The following is a 22,335-nucleotide window of genomic DNA, read 5'->3' as shown; positions in this document are numbered from 1 at the left end:
CCGATCAGTGGATCAGGCGCAGGTTCATCCAATAGCGGTACGGGCGCCCCTTATTGCACTCGATGCCGGCGACCAGCCCGGAGAGCGTCATGACCACCCAGAGGAAGACCGCTGCGATGCCGAAGATCCACCCGATGGCCGGCAGCAGAGCCAGCAGGTAGCAGGCCAGCATGACCACCGTCAGCGGCAGGGTGTAGTTCAGCGCCTCTTTCGACTCCTGGGCGGTGAAGGGACCACGGTCCCGGAAGACCAGGTAGATGGCCAGGGAAGGGATGCAGCCCATGACTCCGCCGAAGTGAGCCAGAGTGGCCCAGCGGCGGTCTTCGCTCGGCGTCAACGGCTGGGCTGCTGCCGGTGATCCTTCCAGGTGTGCCATGGCAGAGATTTTATCCGTTGAGGTGCGGACCCGGCCAGAGACACGCGAACTACTGGGTCACGAAGTCGATGAGCTCCTCGACCCGTCCCAGCAGCGAGGGCTCCAAGTCCGTATAGCTGGTGACGGTGGAGAGGATCCGCTTCCACCCCTGGGCGATGTCGCGCTGGCCGGCATGGGGCCATCCCAGAGCCTTGAGGGTGCCTACCTTGATGTCCACGGAGCGGGGGATGTCAGGCCAGCGCTGCAGGCCCAGCAGCTGAGGCTTCACCGCCTGCCAGACATCGACATAGGGGTGGCCGAGCACCAGCACATTGCCGGAGGCGCCCGGCATCGCCATGGCCTCTGCGGCGATCCTCGACTCTTTGGATCCCTTGACCAGATGGTCCAGCAGAACGCCGACTCGCCGCTCCGGGCCGGGCCGGAACTCCCGGATCGCCCCGACGAGGTCGTCTGCGCCGTGCAGCGGCTCCACCACGATCCCCTCCAGGCGCAGGTCCTCGCCCCAGACCTTCTCGACCAGCTCGGCGTCGTGGGTGCCCTCCACCCAGATCCGGGAGGCGCGGGCCACGCGGGCTGGCGCGTTCTCCACGGCCACGGAGCCTGAGGCGGTGCGCGCAGGCTTCTTCGGCTGAGCCGTCGTAGAGGCCGGCGCGGTCAGCTCCACCGGTGAGCCTTCGTGCAGGAATCCGTGGCCCAGGGGGAAGGCGCGGGTGGCGCCGCGCCGGTCCTCCAGGACCACCACATGGACGCCGCCTGCAGCCTCGACGCCGACGATCGCGCCGACCCATCCGCTGGCGGTCTCTTCGACGACGGTGCCGCGGTCGGCGGGCAGAGTGGGCACTTCGCGGTGCTGGGCCCGGCGTCGTGCGCCCATGTCTGCGGGGCCCCAGGATGACCAATCGGTGGGGAAGCTCATAGCTGTGGGAGCCTACCACCGGCGGTGCCGCATGCCGCGGATCGGAGGCGACAGCTGTAGAATTAGCACTTGATCATTCAGAGTGCTAACCGACCTGCCCCCGGGGAGGCGTGAAGAAGATGTCGGAGACCCGTCGCCTGCAGGTCCTGCGGGCCATCGTGGAGGACTACGTGCACACCCGCGAACCTGTGGGTTCCAAGGCGCTGGTGGACCGCCACAACCTGGAGGTCTCGCCGGCCACGATCCGCAACGATATGGCGTTCCTGGAGGATGAGGGGCTGATCGTCGCCCCGCACACCTCCGCCGGGCGGATCCCCACCGACCGCGGATACCGCACCTTCGTGGACAAGATCACCGCAGTCAGGCCGCTCTCCAGCGCAGAGCGCCGTGCCATGGACACGCTGCTCGAGGCGGCCGACGACCACGACGCCATGCTGGATCAGACGGTCCGGCTGCTGGCCATGCTGACCAACCAGGTGGCTGTGCTGCAGCACCCGCAGCACAGCCAGGCCAAGATCCGTCATATCGAAGTGGTCTCCATGACCCCTCAGAAGGCGCTGGCGGTGGTCATCCTCTCCTCCGGCAAGGTGGAGCAGCGGATGGTGACCCTCTCCGACGGACTGGATGAGGAGAGCCTCCATCGGATCGGACAGCGTCTGGCCGAGGAGCTCTACAACCGTTCGGCCTCGGCCACCCCGCTGCCCCTGGACCACCTGATCGCCCAGGTGGAGCCGAGTCTGCAGCCAGCCATGGCAGTGATCGCGAACTCTGTGGAGGCCGTGTTGGAGGCCGGTCGCGTGGATCGCATCATCATGGCCGGCACTGCTAACCTCGCGAAGTCGGACCGTGACTTCGGGCCCTCCATCGGACCCATCCTCGAAGCCCTGGAAGAGCAGGTCGTCCTGCTGCGTCTGCTGACCGAGATGCAGGAGGACCCGCGCGGACTCTCTGTGCGGATCGGCCGGGAGACCAGCCACGACTCGCTGGCCGAGGCCGCCGTCGTCGCCGCCGAGTATGGACCTGAGGCCGGAGACGGGGCCAAGCTCGGCGTGGTCGGACCCACGCGGATGGACTACGGGTCCACGATGTCCGCGGTCCGAGCGATGGCGCGATACCTCTCCAGGATCCTCTCCGACGGATGACAGCACCTGACGCAACCGCACCTACTGACCTAGCAGATCGAAGGGCAAGCATTGACTGACTACTACGAGGCACTCGGCGTCAGCCGTGACGCGTCGACCGAGGACATCAAGAAGGCGTACCGGAAGAAGGCGCGCAAGCTCCACCCGGACGTCAACCCCTCCGACGACGCCGCTGAGCAGTTCAAGACGCTCGGCCGCGCCTACGAGGTCCTGTCCGATCCGGAGAAGCGCCGCAACTATGACGCCACCGGCGACGAGAACGGCCGCGCAGCAGGCGGCTTCCCCGGCGGAGGGGGAGGCTTCGGCGGCTTCAGCGACATCTTCGAGACATTCTTCGGCGGCGGAGCCTCCGGGCCCGCCTCCCGCACCCGCCGCGGTCAGGACTCGCTGCTGCGGGTCAAGATCGACCTGGAGGACGCCGTCTTCGGCACCACCAAGGAGGTCGAGTTCGAGACTGCGGTCACCTGCACCGTCTGCGACGGCAGCTGCACCCGCGAGGGCACGACGCCGAGCACCTGCCCGGACTGCCACGGCCAGGGACAGGTGCAGCGGCCCATGCGCTCCATCCTCGGCACGGTCATCCAGACCGAGACCTGCGCCCGCTGCAGCGGTTTCGGCAACATCATCGAGGACCCCTGCCAGGAGTGCGACGGTCAGGGCCGGGTGCGCGAGCGGCGCAGCCTGAAGATCAAGATCCCGGCGGGCGTGGACAAGGGCAACCGCATCCACCTCAGCGGCGAAGGGGAGGCCGGCATGGCCGGCGGGCCCTCCGGCGACCTGTTCATCGAGGTGGACATCCGTCCGCACGAGGTCTTCACCCGACGCGGCAACGACCTCCACGCGACCGTGTCGGTCCCGATGACCGCAGCGGCGCTGGGCACCACGGTCACTCTGGAGACCTTCGACGGGCCCGAAGAGCTCGAGGTCAGGCCGGGCACCCAGTCCGGTGAGGTGCTGACCCTGCGCGATCGCGGGATCGGACACCTGCGCGGCTCCGGTCGGGGTGCCATCAAGGTGCATCTGAAGGTGGAGACCCCGTCCAAGCTCAGCGACCGGCAGAAGGAGCTGCTGCGCGAGTTCGCCGAGGACCGCGGTGAGGAGCTCGGAGAGTCCACCACTGAGCACCGCGGCGTCTTCGCCAAGCTGCGCGAACGCTGGGACGCACTCTAGATCCCAGACCCCACCCGATGAGGAGACCCCTGCTGTGACTGCTCCGCTGTTCCATCTGAGCCCCGGACGTCTGGACGGGCTGACGCCCGGCTCCCAGATCACTGTGGACGGGACCGAGGGCCACCATGCCGCCACGGTGATGCGGCTGGGGGCGGGGGAGCAGGTGCTGCTCTCCGACACGCATCGCCTGAAGGTCTCGGGTGTGATCCTCGACGCCGGCGCCGGCGAGATGGTCGTCGAGGTCCAGGAGGTCTCCGAAGAGCCTCAGGACCATCCGGCCCTGGTGCTCGTCCAAGGCCTGGCCAAGGACAAGCGCGACCTCCAAGCCGTGGAATCGGCCACGGAGCTCGGCGTCGACGCGGTGATCCCGTGGCAGGCGGAACGGTCGGTGGCCCGGTGGAAGGCCGGTCGTGAGGCCAAGAAGCATGCTGAGTGGGTCAGCACGGTGACCACTGCCGCCAAGCAGACTCGCCGCACCTCGGTGCCGCAGGTGCGTGAGCTGCACACCACGGCCCAGTACCTCCGCAGCCTCGCCGAGCAGCAGGGGGTCGGCGTCGTGGTCCTCCACGAGGCCGAGGAGATCTCACTGGCCTCTGTGCTGGACCAGCTTCAGGCCCCTGAGCTGCGGGAGCTGCACCTGGTGGTGGGCCCGGAGGGCGGAATCTCCGAGGCTGAGATCGCCCAGCTCACCCAGGCCGGGGCGCGGACCGCTCGTCTGGGACGCAGCGTGCTGCGGTCATCGACCGCGGGCCCCGCGGGAATCGCCGGAGCACAGATTCTGCTCGGGCGCTGGGATTGGTGAGCGACCGCGCTAGAATGGGGCTCACATGACTGAGACTTCACACTCCTCCGGGCTCGCCGCCGGCGCGGCGGCCGCACCCGTGGGCAACATCGAACGCACTGTGCACTTCGCCGACGCGGAGACCATGTTCCGCACCCTCGGCCAGCAGGACCTCGCGGTGCGCATCCTCCAAGGCATCTACCCTGCGGTATCTCTGGGCGTGAGGGACCAGCTGCTGACCGCAGTCGGCCCGGCCGACGAGGTGAACCAGCTGCTGGAGATCGTGGACCAGCTGAAGTCGCTGGCCGCCTCCGGCACCACCGCCACCTCAGAGATGATCGAGCGGGTCACCACGATGGTCCGGGCCCAGCAGGCTCAGACCTCCGCCAAGATGGTGACCACCAACATCCTTTCGCACCGCGGCCGCACCATCCGCCCCAAGACGGCGAACCAGCAGGACTACGTCGAACACATCGACGAGTCCACCGTGGTCTTCGGCATCGGCCCGGCCGGCACGGGCAAGACCTATCTGGCCATGGCCAAGGCGGTGCAGGCTCTGCAGGCCAAAGAGATCAACCGGATCATCCTGACCCGCCCTGCCGTGGAGGCGGGGGAGCGGCTGGGGTTCCTGCCCGGCTCGCTCAACGAGAAGATCGATCCCTATCTGCGGCCGCTCTACGACGCTCTCTACGACATGATCGATCCGGAGTCCATCCCGCGGCTCATGGAGTCGGGCATCATCGAGGTCGCGCCGCTGGCCTATATGCGCGGCCGGACGCTGAACGACTCGTTCATCATCCTGGATGAGGCGCAGAACACCACCGCCGAGCAGATGAAGATGTTCCTGACGCGCCTGGGCTTCAACTCCAAGATCGTGGTCACCGGCGACATCACGCAGGTGGATCTGCCCCGCGGCACCGACTCCGGCCTGCGCACCGTCCTGGAGATCCTCGAGGGCGTCGACGACATCGCCATCTCCCGGCTCGGTTCCGAAGATGTGGTGCGCCACCAGCTGGTGGGGCGCATCGTGGACGCCTACGAGCGCCACCAGAACAGCCGGGAAGGTCAGAACAGGGCGGCACGGAGGTGAGCGCCCCCGTCCCGACGTCGCCCTCGGTCCCGACGCCGCCGGGCGTCGCCGTGGAGGACACCTCAGGCAGCGCCTGGGTCACCGCGGAGCATCTGGGCATGCTCGGTCGGCTCACCGCTCACCTGTACCGGCGTCTGCACCTGGCGGGCGAGGTGGAGCTCTCCGTGACGCTGATCGATGATGCGCAGATGGAACAGCTGCATCGCGATTGGATGGATCTGCCGGACACCACTGATGTGATGAGCTTCCCGATGGACGAACTCGTCCCCGGAACGGCCGAAGAGCCCGTGGACGAGGGAGTGCTGGGTGACATCGTGCTCTCACCGGAGGTGGCGCGCCGACAGGCCGAGGCGGCCGGGCACGCGCCGGAGGACGAACTGGCGCTGCTCTGCGTCCATGGAGTCCTTCACCTGCTGGGACACGATCACGCTGATGCTGATCAGCGGCGCGTGATGTTCTCCCTGCAGAAGGCGCTGCTGGAAGAGTTCCTGGGCCGTCCGAGTCCCGCCCCTACGGAGGCCTGAGCAGGATGGTCCCCGCTCTGCTGATCACGGCTGCCCTGATCTGCGCAGTGCTGGCCTTTCTGCTCTCCACCGCAGAGGCCGCCTTCATCCGGCTGACCCGCCGCGAGGCTGAGGAGATCGCCTCCAGAGGGGGAGGCCGCGGACGATCGGTCGCTGTGCAGATGATCCTCGACCATCCGGTCTCGCACACTGCCGCGCTGCAGATGTGGCGCTGGCTCCTCGGCACTGCCGCCGTCGTGCTGGTCACCCTCACCGCAGTGCTCACCGTGGGGGAGCTCGCCTGGGCCGGGCTGCTGGCTGCGGCCGCGCTGGTCCTGGCCGGAACGGGCCTCTCTGTGCTCTCACCCCGGAGAGTGGGCCGAGCGCACCACGTGCTGGTGGCCTCAGCCACCGCCAACCTGGTCCGCGGGCTGCGACTGGCGCTGGGCCCCGTGCCGCAGGCGATCACCGGCCTGGGGGCTCGCCTGGTGCCCGGCAGCGGGGAGGGTGATCAAGGGTTCTTCGACGACGAGGAGTTCCGCGAGTTCGTGGCTCGTGCCTCGGAGACCGATGTGCTGGAGGACGCTGAGGCCGAGCTGATCCAGTCGGTCTTCGAGCTCTCCGACACCAGAGTGCGGGCGGTCATGGTGCCGCGCACGGATATGGTCACCATGAACCTCGGCCTCTCCCTGGCCGAGGCCATGACGCTGTTCCTGCGTTCGGGCTACTCCCGTGTGCCGGTGACCCGCGGTTCGGCCGATGACATCACCGGCATGGTCTACCTCAAGGACGTCGCCTTTCTGGAGCACCACCTGCGCACCGGTGAGGTCCCCGGCGCCTATGCCGGCCGCGACTCCCGGAGCATCACTGTGCAGGAGCTTCAGCGCGACGTCCGGTATGTCCCGGAGTCCAAGCCGGTCTCCGAACTCCTCTCCGAGCTGCAGCGGGAATCGACCCATGTCGCCGTCGTGGTGGACGAGTACGGCGGGACCGCCGGTCTGGTCACACTGGAGGACCTGCTTGAGGAGATCGTGGGTGAGATCATCGATGAGTACGACACCGCCGCTGTGGAGGTCGAGGCCTTGGAGGACGGACGGCATCGGATCTCGGCTCGGATGGCCGTGGACGACTTCGCTGAGCTCTTCGCCCTGAACCTGGACCACGAGGACGAGGTGGACACTGTCGGAGGCCTGCTGGCCAAGACGTTGGGCCGGGTGCCCATCGCAGGCTCAGAGGTGCAGATCGCCGGGCGCGGCGACTCGCGTGTAGTGCTGCGCGCCGACCGGCTCGAAGGACGGCGCAATCGCGTGAGCCACATCCTGGCCTGGGAGGCCCACGACCACCGCGGAGTCCAGGCCCTCCACGCCGCAGACGGTGCACAGGGAACAGACGAGGGACACAACGCCATGGCTGTGGCTGAACAGGAGACAGTACGATGACCGCAGGACCGACCGTGTTCCCTGAGTTCGACGAGAGCTTCCGGGCGGGATTCGCCAGCTTCGTGGGTCGTCCCAATGCCGGCAAATCGACGCTGACCAACGCGTTGGTGGGCGAGAAGGTGGCGATCACCTCCTCCAAGCCCCAGACCACGCGGCACACCATCCGCGGCATCGTGAACCGTCCGGCCGACGAGCAGCGCAGCGGCGCTCAGCTGGTCCTGGTGGACACGCCGGGGCTGCACCGACCCCGCACGCTGCTGGGCCAGCGTCTCAACGATCTGGTGATCGACACGCTCTCCGAGGTCGACGTCGTAGGGTTCTGTCTCCCTGCCGACGAGAAGATCGGCCCGGGGGACCGTTTCATCGCCTCTCAGCTGACCAAAGTCCCGCATAAGCGCGTGGTCGCCCTGGTCACCAAGACCGACAAGGTCTCGCGCAGCCAGCTGGCCGAGCAGCTGATCGCTGTCGATCAGCTCGGGCGTGAGCACCTGGCCGGAGAGCGGAAGCAGGCCGAGGGCTTCGAAGCGATCATCCCCGTCTCGGCGACGGCGGGTGAGCAGGTGGACACGGTGGCCGATGAGCTCGCCGGCATGATGCCGCTCTCTCCGCCGCTCTACCCGGAGGGGGAGCTCACCGATGAGCCGGAGGCGGTCATGGTCTCTGAGCTGATCCGGGAGGCGGCGCTGGAGGACGTCCGGGACGAGCTCCCGCACTCCATCGCGGTGACGGTCGAGGAGCTCCTGCCGCGCGAAGGTCGGGACGAGGACCGTCCGCTGATCGACGTGCATGCCACCATCCACGTGGAGCGGGACTCACAGAAGGCGATCATCATCGGCCGCGGCGGCACCCGGCTCAAGCAGATCGGCAGCCAGGCCCGTGAGGGCATCAGGCGCCTGTTGGGCACCCCGGTCTACCTGGACCTGCACGTGAAGGTCACCAAGGAATGGCAGCGCGACGCCAAGAAGCTGGGGCGCCTGGGCTTCTGACCAGGCACACGCTTCTGACCAGGCCACAGAGTCCAGAGTCTGGACGTTGCGGCCGTGACCTGCGGCTGCGGCATCGTCATGCTACGGTCGGAAATGTGCAGATCATCACGCGTCCCGGGCTACTACTAGAGCTTCTCCGCCGCAGCGGGGAAGAGCCTGCGCACGCCTAGCGGCGTCATCTCGCGCACGGCTTCCTGGTCGAGTCCCCGCTGCGGAGTCACCGGCACCTGAGGCCGGCTCCCCTTTCGGCCGCACCCGATCAAGCTCCCACCCTTGAAAAGGACGCATGATGCAGAAGCTGCAGAAGCCCTCCGGAATGCCGTTCCACCGCTATGTCCCCTTCCAGGACCAGATCACGGTCTCCCTGCCTGACCGCACGTGGCCGGAGAAGACCATCACTGAGGCTCCGCGCTGGTGCGCTGTGGACCTGCGCGACGGCAACCAGGCTCTGATCGACCCGATGACCCCGGACCGCAAGCACCGGATGTTCGACCTGCTGGTCCGGATGGGCTACAAAGAGATCGAGGTGGGCTTCCCCTCGGCCTCGCAGACCGACTTCGACTTCGTCCGGCAGCTCATCGAGCAGGACAAGATCCCTGAGGACGTCTACATCCAGGTGCTGACCCAGGCCCGCGAGCATCTGATCGAGCGGACCTTCGAAGCCCTGGAAGGTGCTCCGCGCGCCATCGTCCACCTCTACAACTCCACCTCGGTGCTCCAGCGTGAGGTCGTCTTCAAGCAGGACAAGCCCGGGATCGTCGACATCGCGACCCAGGGGGCCCGGCTCTGCCGCAAATACGAGGAGCAGCTGCTGGCGACCTCCGGCACGCAGACCGACATCCGGTACCAGTACTCTCCGGAGTCCTTCACCGGCACCGAGCTGGACTTCGCCGCGCACATCTCTGACGAAGTCGTCGAGATCTTCGAGGCCACTGCTGAACGGCCCGTGATCGTTAACCTTCCCGCCACGGTGGAGATGTCCACTCCGGATGTCTACGCCGATTCCATCGAGTGGATGCACCGGAACCTGCGCAACCGGGATTCCATCATCCTCTCCCTGCACCCGCACAACGACCGGGGCACCGGCGTGGCCGCCGCCGAGCTGGGGTACAAAGCAGGGGCCGACCGCATCGAAGGCTGCCTGTTCGGCAACGGGGAGCGCACCGGCAACGTGGATCTGGTGACCCTGGGCATGAACCTCTTCAGCCAGGGCATCGACCCGGAGATCGACTTCTCCTCGATGGACGAGATCAAGCGCACCGCCGAGTACTGCAACCAGATGCCGGTGGCTGAGCGCTCTCCCTGGGCCGGCGACCTGGTCTTCACCGCCTTCTCCGGGTCCCACCAGGACGCGATCAACAAGGGTTTCGACCACATCAACGCCCGGGCCGAGCGGGAAGGCCGGTCCGTGGATCAGATCACCTGGGCCGTGCCCTACCTGCCCATCGACCCGAAGGACATCGGACGCAGCTATGAGGCTGTCATCCGCGTGAACTCCCAGTCCGGCAAGGGCGGGGTCGCCTATCTGCTCAAGACTGAGCACGGCCTGGATCTGCCCCGCCGGGCTCAGGTCGAGTTCTCCGGTGTCATCCAGCGCCGCGCCGACGACGCCGGCGGTGAGGTCTCCGGCGAGGAGATCTGGAGGGTCTTCAGCGACGAGTACCTCCCCTCCGAGGGCGAAGGTGAGCAGTGGGGCCGATACCGCCTGGGCAAGGTGGAGACGACCACCGACGACGACGGTGAGTTCTCCATGGACATCCAGCTGCAGATCGGCGGTCGTTGGACACAGCAGACCGCCGATGCCAACGGACCCATCGCCTCGCTTCTGGAGATCCTCCGACGCGACGGCGTCGATGTCCGCCTGCTGGACTACACCGAACACGCCATGAGTCAGGGCGGCGACGCCCAGGCCGCCTCGTTCGTGGAACTGGCCATCGGCGAGCGGGTGCTCTGGGGAGTGGGCCTGGACCACAACACCACCACTGCCTCTCTGCATGCTGTGGTCTCAGCGGTGAACCGCGCCCTGCGCGACGCTGAGTGACCGCAGGCGACGCCGGCGCAGTACCCTGGAGCCATGGCCGGGTCCACCTTCGCTTCGCGCAGCTACCGTGACGCCGCGATCGTCCTGCGCACCCAGAACCTGGGGGAGGCCGACCGCATCCTCACCACGCTGACGGCCTCCCACGGGTTGGTCCGAGCCGTGGCCAAGGGGGTGCGCCGTACCTCCTCCAAGTTCGGTGCCACGCTGGAACCGTTCATGGTCGCCGATGTTCAGTTCGTCCACGGGCGCAGCCTGGACATCGCCACGCAGGCCACCTCCAAAGGGACCTACGGACCGGACATCGCCGCAGACTACGAGAAGTACATGGCGGCCCACACGATGGCCGAGGCGGCGGAGCGGGTGACCGAATCCGACGACGGCTCAGCCTCCGGACAGTTCACCCTCCTGCATGGGGCCCTGTCGGCGCTGGCCCGCGGAGTCCATGCCCCTGATCTGATCCTGAACTCCTATCTGCTGCGCGCGCTCAGCGCTGCGGGGTGGGCGATCACCTGGAACGCCTGTGTCTCCTGCGGACGGCCAGGCCTCCAAGACGGATTCCATCCCGCCGCCGGAGGTCCCGTCTGTCCGGACTGCCGGCCGCCCGGAACCCGCAGCCTCACACGGGGAGCCGCTGATCTCCTCCAGGCTCTGCAGCAGGGCCGGTGGGAGCAGACTCGCAGGGCCGCCGCTGAGGACCGTCACGAGGCGACCTCTGTGGTCGGCGGCTACGTCCAACATCATCTGGAGCGACCCCTGCGATCGATGGCCGGCGGAGCGTATGGATGAACCTGACCTGCGCTATGCCCGATAATGGTCACCATGCCTTCTGAGTATGCGGAGCCCTGGCCCCATGAGGCCGGTGCCCAGCCGCCGTCGATCCCGGCACAGTTCGTGCCCGAGCACGTGGCCATCGTCATGGACGGCAACGGCCGCTGGGCCAACCAGCGCGGCCTGCCCCGCACCGAAGGGCACCGAGCCGGCGAGGCGGCGCTGATGGATGTGATGGCCGGTGCGGTGCAGATGGGCATCAAGCATGTGAGCGTCTACGCGTTCTCCACGGAGAACTGGAAGCGTTCCCCGGACGAGGTGCGCTTCCTGATGGGCTTCTCCCGGGATGTGCTGCGCCGCCGCCGGCAGGTCCTGGACTCCTGGGGCGTGCGCATCCGGTGGAACGGCCGACGGCCCAGGCTCTGGCGCTCAGTGATCAAGGAGTTGGAACTCTCTGAGGAGCAGACGGCCGCCAACGATCGCTGCACGCTGACCATGTGTGTGAACTACGGCGGCCGCGCGGAGATCACCGACGCCGTCCGGCAGATCGCGGAGAAGGCCGCGGCCGGTACGCTCGACCCCCGACGCATCCGTGAGTCCACAGTGGCCGCGCACCTGGACGAGCCGGAGGTGCCCGACGTCGACCTCTTCCTGCGCACCTCAGGAGAGCAGCGGTTCTCCAACTTCCTGCTGTGGCAGTCCGCCTACGCGGAGATGGTGTTCCTGGACACCCTCTGGCCCGATGTGGACCGGACCACCCTGTGGGAGGCCGTCGAGATCTACGCCCAGCGGGATCGCCGATACGGCGGAGCGGTGGACCAGGTCGGCAACGGCTCTCAGACCGGTGCGTAGGCCCGCATCCAGCGTGAGACCTCATCGAACGCTTCCTGGCGCACTGCAGCCTCGGAGGCGAAGACGTCATGCAGTGCTCGTCGCAGCCGCACCACGGTGACGTGACGGCCCAGCTTCATCGCACGGCGGGCCAACAGGTCCACGTCGAGGACCGAATCGTGTTCGAGCAGCTCCTCGGACCAGTGACGTCGATACTTCGTGGCGGCCGAGAGCAGGACCAGCACCGGCATCTGCAGATGAAGCCCCTCATAGACCGCTCGGTGACCGGCGAGGACCGCCTTCAGCCATCCTGAGGTCATCGGAAAGGAGTCGCGCGGACGCCATCGCGGATGCAGGGACCATTCTCCGTGGGCCTGGTCCGAGAGCGACTTCCAGTAGTTGTCCATCACCGGGAGCTTCATCGCTCGCTTCGGGCTCAGGTGGCTCAGCGGCGTCAGCAGCCCCTCCAGGGCGGTGCGGGCGGCGGCGTCTCCGGGGACCTCCAGCCACGGGCTGTTGAGCACCAGTGCCCCGAGGCGGCCGGGATGACGTTCGGCCCACAGCGCGGCGATCAGACCGCCGGTGGAGTGACCCTGCACCAGGGGCAGGGGCGCCTGAGGATGCTCGGCGGCGATGACCTCCAGTGCGGCCTCCAGATCGGCGTCATAGTGCGCAAGGTCTTCGATGTAGCCGGGAGTCTGTCCCTCCCGGAGGCTGCGGCCGTAGCGGCGCAGGTCCAGGGCGTAGAACGGATGTCCCTGCTCGGCCCAGAGACGCGCCAGGGGCAGGTTGTAGAAGTAGTCGGACCAGCCGTGCAGATGCAGCACCGGCGCCTTCGGCTCCTGCGGCGCAGACCTCGTCCCGGCGTTCTCCGCTTCGGAGGTCCTGGGGCTTGGGCGCTCGTCGAAGCGCACGAGTGTGGCGCAGAATGGTCCCTCCTCATCGTCGCCCAGGGGAAGAGTTCGGCGGGAGCAGCCGGGCAGGGGGTCCGGAACCCACTGGTCGGCGGGGGAGTCCTCCAACAGTGCCGCGGAGTCGTGGGGCCGCTGAGTCATCCTCCGAGTCTAGGAGATCGCTCCGCGCAGTCGGCGCCGTGCCGATTAGGATGGAGCTCATGCCGAGTTCCTTCTCTTCTCCGGTGCTCTACCGGGCCGTCTTCAGCACTGTCTTCAAGCGTATGGACCCGGAAGCCGCACATCATGCAGTGGTCGCCGGCCTGCAGATCGCCGCCGCCGTCGGCGCCGATCGGCTGCTCGAGCGACTGACACGGCCGCAGGAGTCTCTGCGCACCGAGGCGCTGGGGCGCAGCTGGCCCTCGCCCTTCGGCCTGGCGGCCGGGTTCGACAAGGGGGGCGTCGCAGTCCTTCCGCTGGCCGCGCTGGGCTTCGGCCATATCGAGGTGGGCACGGTGACCGCCCACGCCCAGCCCGGAAACGCCGCGCCGCGCCTGTTCCGTCTGGTGGAGGACCAGGCGCTGATCAACCGTATGGGCTTCAACAACGACGGCGCCTCCGCCGTGCGGTCTCGGCTGGAGCGCACCAGGCGCCGCATCGACAGGCTGCGCGCCTCTGGGCGGCACGCGCCCGTCGTCGGGGTCAACATCGGCAAGACCAAGGTGACCCCTCTGGATGAGGCCACGGAGGACTACCTGATCTCCACCCGCGCGCTGGCGCCGGTGGCGGATTATCTGGTGGTCAACGTGTCCTCGCCGAACACCCCGGGGCTGCGGCAGCTCCAGGACATCGAGGCGCTGCGGCCGCTGCTGGAAGCGGTGCGCCGCCAGGCTGACGAGTCCACCTCAGAACATGTCCCGCTGCTGGTGAAGATCGCCCCGGACCTGGCCGACGACGACGTCGATGCGGTGGCGGACCTGGTCACCGAACTCGGTCTGGACGGCATCATCGCCACCAATACGACCATCTCCCGGAAGGGGCTGCTCACCTCGGCGGAGGAAGTGGAGTCCAAGGGGGCCGGCGGTCTCAGCGGTCCTGTGCTGGCCGGCCGCTCCAAGGAGATCCTGGTGAGGCTGCGCGAGCGGCTTCCGCAGAGCGCGGCCATCATCTCTGTCGGGGGAGTGGTCAGCGCCGAAGACGTGGCCGAGCGGCTGGACCTGGGAGCAGATCTGGTGCAGGGCTACTCGGCGTTCATCTATCAGGGGCCGTTCTGGGTCCGGCGGATCAACGCAGGCCTGGTTCGTATCAGGAAGGGAACGCGCCTCAGGAGGGGAACTCGCCGCGGCTGACCATCGGCTTGGGCAGGCGCAGGCGCCGGATCTGCAGCGACCGCATCGCGGCGTAGAAGCGGACGCCCTTCTCCACCTCGCCGAACTTCGCCTCCAGCTGCTTGCGGACGCGTCGGGCGACCCACCAGCACTCGACGATCACGGCCAGGACGAAGAGCCAGAGCACCTGGCTCATCACCAGGCGAGCCTCGTCGGTCAGGACGAAGGAGATGAACAGGAAGGCGAGCACCAGCAGCAGCATCCACTCGCCGACGCCGAACCGGGCGTCCACCCAGTCACGGACGAAGCGTCGCTGAGGGCCCCGGTCGCGCGGAGGCAGGTACTTCTCGTCACCGGTCTCCATGGCCACGCGCTGCTTCTGGCGAAGTTCGCGCAGGTGTTCGCGCTGTGCCAGACGTGCTGCCTTACGGTCATCGGGCACCAGAGGACGCTTGCGGGCAGCCTCGCGCTCACGCCGTGTCGGCGTCGGGGTGCCCTTGGGCTGCGGGCTCCGCTTGGTCTGATCCTCGGCGGCCGCGTCCTGGGTCTCGGGCTCGGTGGTCTCGTCGGCAGTCTTCTTATTACGTCCAAACACCGGACCAGTGTAACCGCCGTCGCAGCGCGCAGGCTCCCTCCGCTCCTCCGCTGCAGGCCCTCGGGCCTGTGGGGGAGGCGGAGATGTGGGAGAGGCGGATGTGGGGAATGTTCGGGCGCACCACTGGTGTTGGTACCTTTGAACAGGAAGACCATCCATATGTGGAGAGGGGATTGCGATGTCTGCACCCGCACAGGAAACAGCCGAGCAGGCGGCACAGGCCGCCGAGATCGCGGGCAATGAGGTCGAAGGCTTCAAAGCTCATCAGGTGGAGCTCAGCGATGAGGCGGCACAGAAGGTCGCTTCTCTGCTGGAGCAGGAGGGCCGGACCGACCTGCGGCTGCGCGTCGCCGTCCAGCCCGGCGGCTGCTCCGGTCTGATCTACCAGCTCTACTTCGATGAGCGGATCCTCGACGGCGACGCCCTGCGTGAGTTCAGCGGCGTCGAAGTCGTGGTGGACAAGATGAGCGTCCCGTACCTCGAAAGCGCCAAGATCGACTTCGAGGACTCCATCTCGAAGCAGGGCTTCACCATCGACAACCCCAACGCCGGGGGATCCTGCGCCTGCGGCGACTCGTTCCACTGAGCCGCTGACGCCGCGCACCCGCTTCGTGTCACGAATATGACATCGAGCAGGTGCTGCGGGCGCTGGCCCGCACTGAGCGAAAACCCCGCCTCTTCACGAGTTCTACACCGTGTAGAAGCGGGGTTTTCGCGTATCTGTGCAGGTCATAGCGGTCCCTGCGGCGATCGGAATCGGTGTCATCGCGGAGTGTCCGGGCTCCCGGGCTTCTACTTCACGTAGTAGTCTTGTCTCCGAACGTCCAAGGCCGCCCACAGGTCCGATCCGCCGGCGGCCCCACAACGTGCTGATCGCATCGCACACCAAGGAAAGAGGAAGGGCCGTCTGTGAGTTCGCAGAATCGAACCGGCAGCCGCCGTCACCGCGCGGTCAAAGCGACCGCGCTGGCCGGCGCGGCCTCGCTGGTGCTCACCGCCTGCGTCGCGGAGATCCCGGATCCAGTCCGTCGCGGCTGGCTTCCCGGAAGTCGGGGCACCACCAGCAACACAGCAGAGCTGACTGATCTCTGGGTCAACTCCTGGATCGCCGCGCTGATCGTCGGCGTGATCACCTGGGCGCTCATGCTCTGGTGCATGGTGGCCTACCGCCGTCGCAAGGGGGAGACCGGCTACCCCCGCCAGCTGGCCTACAACGTGCCCCTGGAGATCATGTACACCCTGGTCCCGCTGGTGATGGTCGGTGTGCTCTTCTACTACACCGATGAGGTCCAGCGCTCCATCGACGAGCCCCATGAGGACCCGGAGCTCGTGGTCAACGTGGTCGGCAAGCAGTGGGCCTGGGACTTCAACTACACCTACAACGGTGAGGAGCGGCACTACGCCGGCACTCAGGCTCACCTCTCCGGCGAAGAGGGCGACCAGCAGCGTCTGCCCACTCTGTACCTGCCGGTCGATGAGGAGGTCACCTTCGAGCTGACCTCCCGCGATGTCATCCACTCCTTCTGGATCCCGCAGTTCCTGCAGAAGCGCGATATGGTTCCCGGCCGCACCACCGAGATCCACCTGGTCCCCGAAGAAGAGGGAACCTTCGACGGCAAGTGCGCCGAGCTCTGCGGCGAGTACCACTCGGAGATGCTGTTCAACGTGGAGGTCGTCTCCCCGCAGGAGTTCGAGCAGTACCTCGAGACTCTGGACGAGGGTCACTTGGATGAGACCTACGACCGGAACCCGAACCTCAACGACGTGAGTGCGACCGAAGGGGACGACTGACCGTGGCCACGACACTCGGATACACCGCTGACGAAGGGGCCGTAGAGGCTCGCTCCGTCCCGCGCTCCAAAGGCGCGATCGTCGTCAGCTGGCTGACGACCACCGATCACAAGGTCATCGGGTACATGTACCTGATCGCCTCGTTCCTGTTCTTCTGCATCGGCGGCGTGATGGCGCTGATCATCCGTGCTGAGCTCTTCGAACCCGGCATGCAGTTCCTGCAGACCAAGGAGCAGTACAACCAGCTGTTCACCATGCACGGCACGGTGATGCTGCTGATGTTCGCGACCCCGCTGTTCACCGGATTCGCCAATGTGATGATGCCCCTGCAGATCGGCTCGCCGGATGTGGCCTTCCCGCGTTTGAACGCGCTGGCCTTCTGGTTCTTCCTGTTCGGCTCCCTGGTGGCCCTCGCCGGTTTCCTGACCCCGCAGGGTGCAGCCTCCTTCGGCTGGTTCGCCTACGCGCCGCTCTCAGATACGACCTACTCACCAGGTGTGGGTGGTGACCTCTGGGTCTTCGGCCTGGCGCTGACCGGCTTCGGCACCATCATGGGTGGCGTCAACTTCATCACCACCATCATCTGCATGCGTGCTCCGGGGATGACCATGTGGCGTATGCCCATCTTCACCTGGAACACGCTGATCACCTCGATCCTGGTGCTGATGGCCTTCCCGCCGCTGGCAGCCGCACTCTTCGGCCTCGGCCTGGACCGTCGCTTCGGCGGCCACGTCTTCGACCCGGAGGCGGGCGGTGCCATCCTGTGGCAGCACCTCTTCTGGTTCTTCGGGCACCCTGAGGTCTACATCATCGCCCTGCCGTTCTTCGGCATCGTCTCCGAGATCCTGCCGGTGTTCAGCCGCAAGCCGATCTTCGGCTACAAGGGCCTGGTCTACGCGACCATCGCGATTGCCGCGCTGTCGGTGACCGTCTGGGCGCACCACATGTACGTGACCGGCGCAGTGATGCTGCCGTTCTTCGCGCTGATGACCATGCTCATCGCTATTCCGACCGGTGTGAAGTTCTTCAACTGGATCGGCACGATGTGGCGAGGGTCGATCACCTTCGAGACGCCGATGCTCTGGAGCCTCGGCTTCCTGGTGACCTTCCTCTTCGGCGGTCTGACCGGCGTCATCCTGGCCTCACCGCCGCTGGACTTCCACCTGTCCGACAGCTACTTCGTGGTGGCGCACTTCCACTACGTGGTCTTCGGCACCGTGGTCTTCGCGATGTTCGCCGGCTTCTACTTCTGGTGGCCGAAGTGGACCGGCAAGATGCTCAACGAGCGTCTGGGCAAGATCAACTTCTGGATGCTCTTCATCGGCTTCCACGGCACCTTCATGATCCAGCACTGGCTGGGCGTGATGGGCATGCCGCGTCGTTACGCCGACTACCTGGTCGAGGACGGGTTCACCACGATGAATCAGTTCTCCACGGTGTTCTCGATGCTGCTGGGCGCCTCGCTGATTCCGTTCTTCTGGAACGTATGGATCACTCACCGCAAGGGCAAGAGGGTCCTCGTGGACGACCCGTGGGGCTTCGGAGGCTCACTCGAGTGGGCTACGTCCTGCCCGCCGCCGCGTCACAACTTCTACTCGCTGCCGCGGATCCGCTCCGAGCGTCCGGCGCTGGACCTGCATCACCCCGAGCTGGGAGAGCGGCACACGCTGAGCACTCCGGCCGGCAAGATCTTCGGACCTGCTGATCAGAAGGACAAGGGTGGTATCTGATGAAGACGAATATCGGACTCTTCCTCGCGCTTGGCCTGTTCTTACTGGTGGTGGCCGTTGTCTACGCCTTCCTCACCGTGAACTGGACCGTGGCGGGATCCGGCGAGCAGACGGGCCTGGAATGGGTCGGCTTCGTCTGTCTGCTGCTGACCGCTGGCCTGGGCCTCATGCTCTGGTTCTACCTGCGCCTGACCGCCAAGAACTCGGAGGCCATGGACAGTGACAACCCCGAGGGCGAGATCGAGGAGATGAAGGGCAACTACGGCGACTTCGCCCCGTGGAGCTGGTGGCCGCTGGGCCTGGGCTTCTCGGCAGCCTTCGCCTTCTTCGGGATCGCCATCGACTGGTGGGTGTTCTTCATCGCCTGCATCCCCACGCTGTTCTTCATCACCGGCTGGGTGATGGAGTTCAACCGAAAGCGCTACGCTCACTGAGCTGACGCCGCACCGTTCGAAGAATCCGCCTCGGGCTCAGCCTGGGGCGGATTCTTCGTCTCTGATTAGAATCGAGGACCATGACCATCCGGCCCATCACCGTCCACGGCGAGCCTGTGCTGCACCGCCGTGCCGTCGAAGTAGAGACCATCGACGACGAGATCCGCACACTCATCGCTGATATGGACGAGACCCTGGACGCCTCCCACGGCGTCGGGCTCGCCGCTCCACAGGTGGGCGTGGGTCTGCGGATCTTCAACTGGAAGTACGACGGCGACACCTCAGGGGCGCCCAGCCGCGGGGTGATCATCAATCCACGGCTTCGGCTGATCGGCAAGGTCTCCAAAGAGGATCCGGATCCGGAGGAGGAGACGGAGGGGTGCCTCTCTGCTCCCGGCTATGGGTTCCCGCTCAAGCGCTCTGATCATGTCGAGATCCAGGGACTGGACGCGCAAGGGTCTGCTGTGCGCTTCGAAGCCACAGGATGGTTCGCCCGGATCATGCAGCATGAGTACGACCATCTGGACGGCTACCTCTATGTGAACCGCTTGAACCCGAGATGGGCCAAGCGGTGGAAGAAGGTTCTGAAGAAGGAGGGGTGGACAGAACCTGGCCACTCATGGATGCCGGGCGAGGACCCGGATCCGTTCGGCCACGACGAGGAGGACGAGCCCCAGTCCTGAGCTCAGGAGGCTGCTGAGAACTTCGTCCAGCGTTGCAGGACCTCGGCCGCCGCGCCGGAGTCCAACGACTGGGCCGCGCGCTCGATGTTGCGCTCCAGACGGGAGAGCAGGGGGCCTGCGGCGTCCTCATCCAGGGCGGTCAGGCCCGCGGCCGCATTGAGCAGCACGGCGTGCCGCACAGGCCCGTGCTCGCCCCGCAGGAGCCGACGTACGATCTCGGCGTTCTCCTCTCCGGTGCCGCCCTGCAGGTCTTCCACAGCACAGCGTGGGAGCCCCACGTCTTCGGGAGCGAGCTCCAGGTGCTCCACAGCGCCGTCCCGGACCTCCCAGAGGTCGCTGGCCGCCGACGCGGTGATCTTGTCCCGGCCGTCCTGACCGCGGAACACCAGGCCGCGGGTGCCCCGGGCTGCGAGCACATCCGCCATCTTCGGCGCCAGCTCCAGGCTGGCACAGCCCAGGGCCTGCGCACTCACTCGGGCCGGATTGGCCAACGGGCCCAGAAAGTTGAAGATGGTGCGCACGCCCAGGCGTTTGCGGGCGGGGCCGACGAAGCGCATGGAGGGATGGAAGGTCTGGGCGAAGAGGAACGTGATGCCCACCTGCTCGGCTGCCCGGATCACCCGGTCGGTCGGCAGGGAGAGGTCGACGCCGAGCGCTTCGATGACATCGGCGGCACCAGCTGTGCTGGAGGCGCCTCGGTTGCCATGCTTGACCACTGTGGCACCGGCGCCCGCGGCCACCAGAGAAGACATGGTGGAGATGTTGACCGTGCCCAAGCGATCTCCGCCCGTGCCGACGATGTCCAGGGTGGGCCCGGAGATCTGGGCCGGCAGGGCCCTGTCCATCATGGCGCTGCTGAGGCCCACGAGTTCCTGTGCGGTCTCTCCTTTGGCGCGCAGTGCGATCAGGAATCCGGCGATCTGTGCGTCGCTGAGCTCTCCGCTCATGAGCTGGCCCATCGCCCAGGCGGCGGTCTCTGCCGTGAGGTCCTCGGCGGCGAGCAGCGTCTCGAGCAGGACGGGCCAGGTCAGTTCGGAGGTCTCAGCCTGTGTATCCATAGCGACGACAATACCGGGCTCCGGAGGGGGTCGACACGCTCAGATTTCTACAGGCTGTCGAAATATTCTGTTTTTTTCCGAGCGCTCTGACCTTGGTACTCCCTGAGAATGACGCGGAAGCCGCGGCCTGACAAGGATCTGAAGACGCGCCACGCACCCGAGAGCGTTAGCGAACTGGGGTCTTTTCAGGCAATAATGTGTCCGTGACGTCTGCAACCCAAGCCCCAAACGTTCCGGCGCGCACGCTGCCGAACCGCCCGAACATGGTGTCCGTGGGCACCATGGTGTGGCTGACCAGCGAGCTGATGTTCTTCGCCGGCCTGTTCGCGATCTACTTCACCCTGCGCTCGGCGCAGCCCGAGATGTTTGCCGAGGGTGCCAGCCAGCTGGACATCACGTTGGCGACGACCATCACGGTCATCCTCGTGGCCAGCTCGGTGACTGCTCAGTTCGGCGTCTTCGCCGCTGAACGGCACCAGCCGCGGCGCACCGGGGGACTGCTCCAGGTGAAGAACTGGGGCATGATCGAGTGGTACATCCTCTCCTTCGTGATGGGCGCGGTCTTCATCGCCGGCCAGACCTATGAGTTCGCTGTGCTGGTGTCCCACGGCGTCGCCGTGCAGACCAACGCCTTCGGCTCGGCGTTCTACATCACAACCGGCTTCCACGGTCTGCACGTGATCGGCGGTCTGGTGGCGTTCTGCTACGTCGTCGCCCGGGCGTACTTCAGCGTGAAGTTCACCCACCGGGAAGCCAGCGCAGCCGTGGTGGTCTCCTACTACTGGCACTTCGTGGACGTCGTCTGGATCGCCCTGTTCGGCATCGTCTACGTCCTTCCGCTGCTCGTCTGATCCGGACGACGGCGCACCCATGAACCTGACAACGCACCGACAAGTGAGGAACCGGCACGTGAAGGCACTCTCACAGAAGCGCCGCCATCCCTTCGCAGGAGTGGCCCTGCTCCTCCTGGGTCTGCTGATCACCGGTGGCCTGTACAGCGCGGCCACCACGATCAACGAGGCTCAGGCGTCCGAGAACGCGGATGCATACTCCGATCCGGAGAACATCGAAGAGGGCGAGCGGCTCTTCGTCGCCAACTGCGCCACCTGCCACGGCATGAATGCCGAGGGCACCGACGCCGGCCCGTCGCTGATCGGCGTGGGCGCGGCCTCTGTTGACTTCCAGGTCGGCACCGGTCGTATGCCGATGCAGATGCAGGGTCCTCAGGCGCAGGAGAAGCCGGCTCAGTTCAACGATGAGCAGACCATGCAGCTGGCCTCCTACGTGGCGTCTCTGGGTGCGGGTCCGGCAGTTCCGGACGAGGAGTACCTCGACGTCGATGAGGGCGACCCCGCCCGCGGCGGTGAGCTCTTCCGCATCAACTGCGCCATGTGCCACAACGCCGCGGCCGCGGGCGGTGCGCTGACCGAAGGAAAGTTCGCACCCTCTCTGCATGGCGTCGAGAGTCAGCATGTCTACGAGGCCATGACCACCGGCCCGCAGAACATGCCGGTCTTCTCCGATGCCAACCTGGTTCCGGAGGACAAGCGGGACATCGTCGCCTTCCTGGAGACCTACCAGAGCCAGGGCACTCCCGGCGGCTTCTCCCTGGGCTTCCTCGGCCCGGTGTCTGAGGGCCTGTTCATCTGGACCGGTGGGCTCGCACTGCTCATCGCTTCCATGGTCTGGCTGACCTCGCGGTCCTCGTAGCCGAGGCAGTCGGCCCGATATCTTCGGCGGTGTCCGCAGCACCGCACCCACGCACTCCAAGCAATCACTC

General features: G+C 66.6%; 23 protein-coding genes. 18 read left to right on the top strand and 5 right to left on the bottom strand.

What is annotated here, in order from left to right; all coding sequences use genetic code 11:
- Positions 1-4: 4 nt before the first annotated feature.
- Both JOF45_RS06335 and JOF45_RS06330 read right to left on the bottom strand, forming a co-directional pair.
- Entirely contained in the window at positions 5-376 is a 372-nt protein-coding gene (locus tag JOF45_RS06335) for a DUF4870 domain-containing protein (RefSeq protein WP_210048586.1), read from the bottom strand.
- Between the two features lie 49 nt (positions 377-425).
- Complete coding sequence (locus JOF45_RS06330) at positions 426-1,292, bottom strand: DUF3097 domain-containing protein (protein ID WP_210048585.1); 867 nt, start codon at positions 1,290-1,292, stop codon at positions 426-428.
- Between the two features lie 119 nt (positions 1,293-1,411).
- Here JOF45_RS06330 and hrcA point away from each other — a divergent pair, with 119 nt between their 5' ends.
- The 10 genes from hrcA (at position 1,412) to JOF45_RS06280 (ending at position 12,064) form a co-directional block, all read left to right on the top strand.
- A complete protein-coding gene (hrcA, locus tag JOF45_RS06325; protein WP_210048584.1) occupies positions 1,412-2,434 on the top strand; it encodes a heat-inducible transcriptional repressor HrcA in 1,023 nt (340 codons plus the stop codon).
- A 51-nt stretch (positions 2,435-2,485) separates the two neighbouring features.
- Positions 2,486-3,604, top strand: a complete 1,119-nt coding sequence (dnaJ, locus tag JOF45_RS06320) for a molecular chaperone DnaJ (RefSeq protein WP_210048583.1) — start codon at positions 2,486-2,488, stop codon at positions 3,602-3,604.
- Between the two features lie 34 nt (positions 3,605-3,638).
- Entirely contained in the window at positions 3,639-4,406 is a 768-nt protein-coding gene (locus tag JOF45_RS06315) for a 16S rRNA (uracil(1498)-N(3))-methyltransferase (protein ID WP_210048582.1), read from the top strand.
- Positions 4,407-4,431: 25 nt separating this feature from the next.
- A complete protein-coding gene (locus JOF45_RS06310) occupies positions 4,432-5,475 on the top strand; it encodes a PhoH family protein (protein WP_210048581.1) in 1,044 nt (347 codons plus the stop codon).
- Between the two features lie 98 nt (positions 5,476-5,573).
- On the top strand, positions 5,574-5,999 hold the full coding sequence (gene ybeY, locus JOF45_RS06305; protein ID WP_210051348.1) for an rRNA maturation RNase YbeY: 426 nt from the start codon (positions 5,574-5,576) through the stop codon (positions 5,997-5,999).
- 5 nt (positions 6,000-6,004) lie between these two features.
- Positions 6,005-7,417, top strand: a complete 1,413-nt coding sequence (locus JOF45_RS06300; protein WP_210048580.1) for a hemolysin family protein — start codon at positions 6,005-6,007, stop codon at positions 7,415-7,417.
- The gene (gene era / locus JOF45_RS06295) at positions 7,414-8,403 is read left to right on the top strand and encodes a GTPase Era (RefSeq protein ID WP_210048578.1); all 990 of its coding nucleotides are present in this window, start codon (positions 7,414-7,416) and stop codon (positions 8,401-8,403) included. Before JOF45_RS06300 ends, era begins: the two co-directional genes overlap by 4 nt.
- Before the next feature lie 289 nt (positions 8,404-8,692).
- Complete coding sequence (leuA, locus tag JOF45_RS06290) at positions 8,693-10,444, top strand: 2-isopropylmalate synthase (RefSeq protein ID WP_210051347.1); 1,752 nt, start codon at positions 8,693-8,695, stop codon at positions 10,442-10,444.
- 33 nt (positions 10,445-10,477) lie between these two features.
- On the top strand, positions 10,478-11,230 hold the full coding sequence (gene recO / locus JOF45_RS06285; RefSeq protein WP_210048576.1) for a DNA repair protein RecO: 753 nt from the start codon (positions 10,478-10,480) through the stop codon (positions 11,228-11,230).
- 33 nt (positions 11,231-11,263) lie between these two features.
- Positions 11,264-12,064, top strand: coding sequence for an isoprenyl transferase (locus tag JOF45_RS06280; RefSeq protein ID WP_245324158.1), 801 nt, complete (start codon positions 11,264-11,266; stop codon positions 12,062-12,064).
- Here the strand turns inward: JOF45_RS06280 and JOF45_RS06275 are convergent.
- Positions 12,049-13,098, bottom strand: coding sequence for an alpha/beta hydrolase (locus JOF45_RS06275; RefSeq protein ID WP_210048572.1), 1,050 nt, complete (start codon positions 13,096-13,098; stop codon positions 12,049-12,051). The genes JOF45_RS06280 and JOF45_RS06275 overlap by 16 nt on opposite strands.
- 59 nt (positions 13,099-13,157) lie before the next feature.
- Here JOF45_RS06275 and JOF45_RS06270 point away from each other — a divergent pair, with 59 nt between their 5' ends.
- Positions 13,158-14,285 carry a quinone-dependent dihydroorotate dehydrogenase gene (locus JOF45_RS06270; protein WP_210048570.1) on the top strand — a complete coding sequence of 376 codons (1,128 nt, stop codon included), beginning with the start codon at positions 13,158-13,160 and terminating at the stop codon, positions 14,283-14,285.
- Here the strand turns inward: JOF45_RS06270 and JOF45_RS06265 are convergent.
- Positions 14,260-14,859, bottom strand: a complete 600-nt coding sequence (locus JOF45_RS06265) for a DUF3043 domain-containing protein (protein ID WP_210048568.1) — start codon at positions 14,857-14,859, stop codon at positions 14,260-14,262. The genes JOF45_RS06270 and JOF45_RS06265 overlap by 26 nt on opposite strands.
- A gap of 178 nt (positions 14,860-15,037) precedes the next feature.
- Here JOF45_RS06265 and JOF45_RS06260 point away from each other — a divergent pair, with 178 nt between their 5' ends.
- The 5 genes from JOF45_RS06260 to def all read left to right on the top strand — a co-directional run bounded on the left by JOF45_RS06260 (position 15,038) and on the right by def (position 19,497).
- Positions 15,038-15,445, top strand: a complete 408-nt coding sequence (locus tag JOF45_RS06260) for a HesB/IscA family protein (protein WP_210048566.1) — start codon at positions 15,038-15,040, stop codon at positions 15,443-15,445.
- A 323-nt stretch (positions 15,446-15,768) separates the two neighbouring features.
- On the top strand, positions 15,769-16,650 hold the full coding sequence (gene ctaC, locus JOF45_RS06255) for an aa3-type cytochrome oxidase subunit II (protein ID WP_210048565.1): 882 nt from the start codon (positions 15,769-15,771) through the stop codon (positions 16,648-16,650).
- 2 nt (positions 16,651-16,652) lie between these two features.
- The gene (gene ctaD, locus JOF45_RS06250; RefSeq protein ID WP_210048564.1) at positions 16,653-18,380 is read left to right on the top strand and encodes an aa3-type cytochrome oxidase subunit I; all 1,728 of its coding nucleotides are present in this window, start codon (positions 16,653-16,655) and stop codon (positions 18,378-18,380) included.
- Entirely contained in the window at positions 18,380-18,814 is a 435-nt protein-coding gene (gene ctaF / locus JOF45_RS06245) for an aa3-type cytochrome oxidase subunit IV (RefSeq protein WP_210048563.1), read from the top strand. The genes ctaD and ctaF overlap by 1 nt, the downstream gene beginning before the upstream one ends.
- An 80-nt stretch (positions 18,815-18,894) precedes the next feature.
- A complete protein-coding gene (gene def / locus JOF45_RS06240; RefSeq protein ID WP_210048562.1) occupies positions 18,895-19,497 on the top strand; it encodes a peptide deformylase in 603 nt (200 codons plus the stop codon).
- 2 nt (positions 19,498-19,499) lie between these two features.
- Here the strand turns inward: def and trpD are convergent, their stop codons facing one another.
- Positions 19,500-20,555, bottom strand: a complete 1,056-nt coding sequence (gene trpD / locus JOF45_RS06235) for an anthranilate phosphoribosyltransferase (protein WP_210048561.1) — start codon at positions 20,553-20,555, stop codon at positions 19,500-19,502.
- Between the two features lie 203 nt (positions 20,556-20,758).
- On the opposite strand from trpD, the gene ctaE reads away from it, so the two are divergent.
- Positions 20,759-21,406 carry an aa3-type cytochrome oxidase subunit III gene (ctaE, locus tag JOF45_RS06230; RefSeq protein WP_210048560.1) on the top strand — a complete coding sequence of 216 codons (648 nt, stop codon included), beginning with the start codon at positions 20,759-20,761 and terminating at the stop codon, positions 21,404-21,406.
- 58 nt (positions 21,407-21,464) lie between these two features.
- Complete coding sequence (gene qcrC / locus JOF45_RS06225; protein ID WP_210048558.1) at positions 21,465-22,265, top strand: cytochrome bc1 complex diheme cytochrome c subunit; 801 nt, start codon at positions 21,465-21,467, stop codon at positions 22,263-22,265.
- Positions 22,266-22,335: the final 70 nt, after the last annotated feature.

The organism is Nesterenkonia lacusekhoensis, assembly GCF_017876395.1.
Taxonomy (GTDB): Bacteria; Actinomycetota; Actinomycetes; order Actinomycetales; family Micrococcaceae; genus Nesterenkonia; species Nesterenkonia lacusekhoensis.
Note: the sequence above shows the minus strand (reverse complement) of the source record. Positions and strands in the feature narration are given on the sequence as shown.

Excerpts from the sequence above, each read along its gene's own strand:
- trpD (WP_210048561.1), bottom strand. The coding sequence starts at position 20,555 with ATGGATACACAGGCTGAGACCTCCGAACTGACCTGGCCCGTCCTGCTC.
- JOF45_RS06310 (WP_210048581.1), top strand. The coding sequence starts at position 4,432 with ATGACTGAGACTTCACACTCCTCCGGGCTCGCCGCCGGCGCGGCGGCC.
- JOF45_RS06275 (WP_210048572.1), bottom strand. The coding sequence starts at position 13,098 with ATGACTCAGCGGCCCCACGACTCCGCGGCACTGTTGGAGGACTCCCCC.
- JOF45_RS06270 (WP_210048570.1), top strand. The coding sequence starts at position 13,158 with ATGCCGAGTTCCTTCTCTTCTCCGGTGCTCTACCGGGCCGTCTTCAGC.
- JOF45_RS06335 (WP_210048586.1), bottom strand. The coding sequence starts at position 376 with ATGGCACACCTGGAAGGATCACCGGCAGCAGCCCAGCCGTTGACGCCG.
- JOF45_RS06330 (WP_210048585.1), bottom strand. The coding sequence starts at position 1,292 with ATGAGCTTCCCCACCGATTGGTCATCCTGGGGCCCCGCAGACATGGGC.
- hrcA (WP_210048584.1), top strand. The coding sequence starts at position 1,412 with ATGTCGGAGACCCGTCGCCTGCAGGTCCTGCGGGCCATCGTGGAGGAC.
- ybeY (WP_210051348.1), top strand. The coding sequence starts at position 5,574 with ATGCTCGGTCGGCTCACCGCTCACCTGTACCGGCGTCTGCACCTGGCG.
- recO (WP_210048576.1), top strand. The coding sequence starts at position 10,478 with ATGGCCGGGTCCACCTTCGCTTCGCGCAGCTACCGTGACGCCGCGATC.
- JOF45_RS06260 (WP_210048566.1), top strand. The coding sequence starts at position 15,038 with ATGTCTGCACCCGCACAGGAAACAGCCGAGCAGGCGGCACAGGCCGCC.
- ctaF (WP_210048563.1), top strand. The coding sequence starts at position 18,380 with ATGAAGACGAATATCGGACTCTTCCTCGCGCTTGGCCTGTTCTTACTG.
- leuA (WP_210051347.1), top strand. The coding sequence starts at position 8,693 with ATGCAGAAGCTGCAGAAGCCCTCCGGAATGCCGTTCCACCGCTATGTC.
- era (WP_210048578.1), top strand. The coding sequence starts at position 7,414 with ATGACCGCAGGACCGACCGTGTTCCCTGAGTTCGACGAGAGCTTCCGG.
- JOF45_RS06280 (WP_245324158.1), top strand. The coding sequence starts at position 11,264 with ATGCCTTCTGAGTATGCGGAGCCCTGGCCCCATGAGGCCGGTGCCCAG.
- JOF45_RS06300 (WP_210048580.1), top strand. The coding sequence starts at position 6,005 with ATGGTCCCCGCTCTGCTGATCACGGCTGCCCTGATCTGCGCAGTGCTG.
- def (WP_210048562.1), top strand. The coding sequence starts at position 18,895 with ATGACCATCCGGCCCATCACCGTCCACGGCGAGCCTGTGCTGCACCGC.